Genomic DNA, 235 nt, shown 5'->3' with positions numbered 1-235 from the left:
GTCTCAACTGATGCGGTGACAGGTGAAAAGACCTATGGGTCTTGGTCAGCAGATCAAAGCTTTGCGGCAGTAACTAGCCCAGCTATTAAGGGTTACACGCCAGACCAGGCTGAAATTAGGTCACAAACTGTGAGTGGTGACGCTAGTGATCTTGACTTCACGGTGGTTTATGCTAAGAATGCGCCAACTATTACAACTGAAAGCAAGACGATTAATGAGACTATCCATTACGTCT

Annotated in this window: 1 pseudogene; it reads left to right on the top strand. The window is 46.0% G+C overall.

Annotated features, from left to right (window positions below):
- Positions 1-235, top strand: a pseudogene (locus tag MZO40_RS17280) (hypothetical protein); the annotation flags it as partial.

Source organism: Lactiplantibacillus sp. B652, from assembly GCF_023806745.1.
Lineage (GTDB): Bacteria > Bacillota > Bacilli > Lactobacillales > Lactobacillaceae > Lactiplantibacillus > Lactiplantibacillus pentosus.
Note: the sequence above shows the minus strand (reverse complement) of the source record. Positions and strands in the feature narration are given on the sequence as shown.